This window comes from Pseudonocardia nigra (assembly GCF_019396355.1).
GTDB lineage: Bacteria > Actinomycetota > Actinomycetes > Mycobacteriales > Pseudonocardiaceae > Pseudonocardia > Pseudonocardia nigra.
The window spans coordinates 3,018-7,283 of sequence record NZ_JAHKRK010000301.1; the positions used below are offsets into that span (position 1 = coordinate 3,018).

6 protein-coding genes are annotated in these 4,266 nt (G+C 70.9%); 1 reads left to right on the plus strand and 5 read right to left on the minus strand.

All coding sequences use genetic code 11. From position 1 onward, the window contains the following. From KME75_RS45415 to KME75_RS38405, 5 genes are all read right to left on the minus strand, one after another. Nucleotides 1-195: FAD-dependent oxidoreductase (locus tag KME75_RS45415; RefSeq protein WP_219419852.1), on the minus strand; the 195-nt coding region annotated here is incomplete at its 3' end. Further along, nucleotides 188-490 (minus strand): (2Fe-2S)-binding protein, encoded by a 303-nt coding sequence (locus tag KME75_RS38390; protein WP_219419853.1) that lies wholly within the window; start codon nt 488-490, stop codon nt 188-190. The genes KME75_RS45415 and KME75_RS38390, both read right to left, overlap by 8 nt. Next, nucleotides 487-1,641 carry an NAD(P)/FAD-dependent oxidoreductase gene (locus tag KME75_RS38395; RefSeq protein WP_219419854.1) on the minus strand — a complete coding sequence of 385 codons (1,155 nt, stop codon included), beginning with the start codon at nt 1,639-1,641 and terminating at the stop codon, nt 487-489. The genes KME75_RS38390 and KME75_RS38395 overlap by 4 nt, the downstream gene beginning before the upstream one ends. A gap of 9 nt (nt 1,642-1,650) precedes the next feature. After that, entirely contained in the window at nt 1,651-2,652 is a 1,002-nt protein-coding gene (locus tag KME75_RS38400) for a proline racemase family protein (RefSeq protein ID WP_219419855.1), read from the minus strand. A gap of 28 nt (nt 2,653-2,680) precedes the next feature. Then, a complete protein-coding gene (locus KME75_RS38405) occupies nt 2,681-3,586 on the minus strand; it encodes a dihydrodipicolinate synthase family protein (RefSeq protein ID WP_219419856.1) in 906 nt (301 codons plus the stop codon). 204 nt (nt 3,587-3,790) lie between these two features. Between KME75_RS38405 and KME75_RS38410 the strand changes: the two genes are divergently transcribed. Further along, nucleotides 3,791-4,266, plus strand: a 476-nt coding sequence (locus tag KME75_RS38410; RefSeq protein WP_219419857.1) for an MFS transporter, incomplete at its 3' end; no start/stop codon positions are given.

Genomic DNA, 4,266 nt, shown 5'->3' on the forward strand with positions numbered 1-4,266 from the left:
TCGCCATCCGTGGTGTCCCTGTGACTCGTTCCCGCGGGGGGCGGACTCGTCGGGATGGCGCCAGTACTGTCCGCCGGGCTGGCCGGCGGAGTCGATCAGCACGACGCGCATACCGTGCTCCGCCGCCGTGACCGCCGCCGCCAGGCCGGCCGGGCCGGCGCCCACGACGCCCAGGTCGTAGCGCTGGTCAGACATCGTGATCCTCCTGCGACGGCTCGTGCCGGACCTGTTCGGTGCTCTCCAGGCGCATCCCGTCGTGCACCGGCACGAGGCAGGCGCGCTGGTTGGGCCGGCCGTCGACGGTCAGGAGGCAGTCGTAACAGACACCGATGCCGCAGAAGAGCCCGCGGGGCCGATGTCGCTTGCGGGTGCTGCGCCAGGACCGGATGCCGGCATCGGTCAGCGCCGAGCCCACGCTCTGGCCGCGGACGGCCGGCAGCGGCGTGCCGTCGAAGACGATCTCCAGGGAGTCGGCGGGCTCCGGGTTCATTGCACCTCCACCTGGGCGAAACGTTCGGGGGCGAACGGGGTGAGGTCCAGATCGGTGGGCCGATCCGTCATGGCCTGCACGACGAGCTTCGCGGTGCCGACCGACAACCCGATGCCGGCACCCTCGTGGCCGCTGGCGTGCCAGAGGCCCGGGGCGCGCGGGTCGTGGCCGATGACCGGCAGGTGATCAGGACAGTAGGGGCGGAACCCCAGATAGGTACGCATGATCTTGACGCGGGCCAATGTGGGGTAGAGCGCGAGCGCCTTGCCCGCCATCTCGCGCAGGGCCGGCAGGGAGACCGTGCGGTCGAAGCCGACCCGTTCCCGCGAGGAGCCGATGAGCACGGTGCCGGCCTGCGTACCCTCGATGACGGTGGAGGTCTGGAGGCCCTCGTCCGAGCTCAGGGTGCTCGCCACGTACTCGCCGGCGTAGACCTTGTGGTGGACGGTGCGCGGGAGCGGCTCGGTGACCAGGACGAATCCGCGGCGCGGGAGGATCGGGACGTCGACGCCGGCCATGGCCGCCACGTCGCCGGTCCAGGTGCCGGCGGCATTGACCACGTGGGCGGCGTGGATCTCGCCGCGGGACGTCATCACTCCGATCACCCGGTCGCCGGACCGGCGGAAGCCGGTGACCGCGGTGCCGGTACTGACCTCGGCCCCCATCGTCCGTGCGAGCCGCAGCAGGTGGGCCGCCATCAGCATCGGCTGCACCTGGCAGTCCTGCGGGTAGAAGGCGGCGGCCGCGAGACCGTCGGTGAGGTGGGGCTCGTAGTCGCAGATCTGCTCCGCGGGGACGTTTCGCACCTCGATCCCGGCCGCCCGCTGCCGCACCGTCAGCGCCGCCAGAGCTCGGGCCCCGGCGTCGCTGGAGGAGACGACGAGGCCGCCCTTGTTCTCGAACTCCCACAGTCCCCCGAACTCCGCGAGGTCCTCGCGCCACACCTGGTGGGAGTACAGCGCGAGGTCGAGCTCGTGGCCTGCCTCCTTGTCCGAGACCAGGAGATTGCCCTCGCAGGCGCTGGTGGTGCCACTGACGATCTGCCCGCGTTCGACCACATGGACGCGCAGCCCTGCACGTGCCGCGAAGTACGCGCAGGCCGCCCCCACCGCCCCGGCGCCGATCACCACGACATCGGCCGTTCGCCTCATCGCGGGCGCCTACAGCTCGAACCCGGCCGGGAACGGATCGGTGGGGTCGAGCATGTACTGGGCGGTGCCCGTCACCCAGGCCCGCCCGGTGATCGTCGGCACGACCGCCTCGATGCCGGCGACGTCGGTCCGCTCGACCAGCCGCCCGACGAAGGTGGTCCCGATGAACGACTCGTTGACGAAGTCGGTGTCCATCGCGAGCTCACCTCGGGCGTGCAGCTGGGCCATCCGGGCGCTGGTACCGGTGCCGCACGGCGAGCGGTCGAACCAGCCCGGATGTATCGCCATCGCGTGGCGGGAGTGCTGCGCGGTGGATCCGGGCGCCTTGAGGTAGACGTGGTGGCACCCGGAGATGTCGGGGCGCGCGGGGTGCACCGGCTCGTTCTGCGTGTTGACGGCCTGCATGATCGCGAGCCCGGCGTCCAGCAGCTGCTGCTTCGCGCCGCGGTCGAACGGCAGTCCGAGGTCCTCCAGCTCGACGATGGCGTAGAAGTTGCCGCCGAACGCCATGTCGTAGCGCACCGCGCCGAACCCGGGGACCTGCACCTTCTGGTCCAGCGCCAGCGAGAACGACGGGACGTTCCGGATGGTGACGGAGCGGGCGGAGCCGTCGACCACCTCGACGTCGGCGGTGACCAGGCCGGCCGGGGTGTCCAGCCGGATCGTCGTCACCGGCTCGACGACCGGCACCATGCCGGTCTCGACGAGCACCGTCGCGGTACCGATCGTGCCGTGCCCGCACATCGGCAGCAGGCCCGAGACCTCGATGAACAGCACGCCGTAGTCGGCGTCGGGCCGCGTCGGCGGCTGCAGGATGCTGCCGCTCATCGACCCGTGGCCACGCGGCTCGCACATCAGCAGCGTCCGCAGTTCGTCCTGGTTGTCCATGAACCATTGGCGCCGCTGGGCCATGCTGGCTCCCGGGATGACGCCGACTCCCCCGGTCACCACGCGCGTGGGCATGCCCTCGGTGTGGGAGTCCACGGCGGAGATGATGCGTGCGGTCTTCATCGTCGCGCTCCTGAAGCTCGGTCGCGGCTCAGCAGTAGCCCTTCGCCAGAGCCGCCTTGGTGTCGGCGATCACCCGTTCGGCCGCCTCCGGGGCGAGGGCGCGACGCGGCGGGCGGCACGCGCCCCCCTTGCGGCCCACCACGTCCATCGACAGCTTGATCGCCTGGACGAACTCGGTCTTGGAGTCCCAGCGCAGCAGCGGGTGCAGGTCACGGTAGAGCGGCAGGGCGCTCGCGATGTCGGCGGCCTCGCCGGAGGTGGCCAGGTCGTAGAGCTGCTTGCTCGCGGCCGGCAGCGCGTTCGGGTAGCCCGCGATCCAGCCGACAGCCCCGGCCAGGCCCAGCTCGAGCAGGACGTCGTCGGTGCCGACGAGCAGGTCGAGCCCAGGTGCGAGCTCGGCGATCTCGTACGCGCGGCGCACGTCGCCGGTGAACTCCTTGACCGCCACGATCAGGCCTTCACCGTGGAGCTCGGCGAGCAGGTCCGGGGTCAGGTCCACCTTGGTGTCGTAGGGATTGTTGTACGCCACGATCGGCAGACCCACCGCCGCGGCGGCGCGGTAGTGGTCGACCACGCTCTGGCGGTCCGCGCGGTAGGCGTTGGGGGGAAGAAGCAGCACCGAGTGCGCGCCCGCGTCGGCGGCCTGCTCGATCCAGCGGCACGTCTCCTGGGAGCCGTACGCCGCGGCGCCCGGCATCACGCCGAAGCCTTCGGGGGCGGCTTCGACGGCGACCTCGACCACGCGGGCGCGCTCCTCGTCGGTGAGGGTGTGGTACTCCCCCAGCGACCCGTTCGGGGTGACACCGTGCATCCCGGTCTCGGCCAGCCAGCGCACGTGCTCGCCGAAGCCGTCGTAGTCGACGGACAGATCGTCGTTGAAGGGCAGCGCGGTGGCGACGTGGATCCCGTGCCACGGCTGGGCCAGCTGCGTCATCGTCTCTCCTCAGGTCTCGGGCTCCGTCCAGCGGACAGTATGTGACATTGCACTGTCGGGCAAGGATGGCCGCGCGCCGAGGGGGAGCCGGCCTACCGGCACCGGGGCAAGGCTTGACGAGTGGCATGTGCAATGTCATATTGCGGCCTCTCCGGCGCCGAGCCACGCCCTCACCCGTCCACCTCGTTACAGGCAGGAGTCGACATGTCCGCAAGCGAGTCACCACCCGTTCCATCGCCGGTCGACCACCACGACCCGCGCACTGTCCGCAAGGCGATGACCGCCTCGGCGATCGGCCACTTCATCGAGTGGTTCGACTTCGCCGTGTACGCCTACGCCGCACCCGTGATCGCCGCGTTGTTCTTCCCCAACGAGAACGCCGCGGTGGCGCTGCTCTCCACGTTCGCGGTGTACGCGGTCGGGTTCCTGATGCGCCCCCTCGGTGCATTCCTGTTGGGCAGCCTGGGCGACCGGATCGGCCGCAAGCGGGTGCTGGCCGGCGTGATCCTGATGATGGGCTGCGCGACCGCCGCGATCGGCATGCTGCCCACCTACCAGCAGATCGGCATTCTGGCGCCGATCCTCCTGGTCGTCTTCCGCCTGCTGCAGGGGCTGTCCGCCGCGGGCGAGACGATCGGCTCCAACTCGTTCGTGGCCGAGCACTCGCCCCAGCCGAAGCG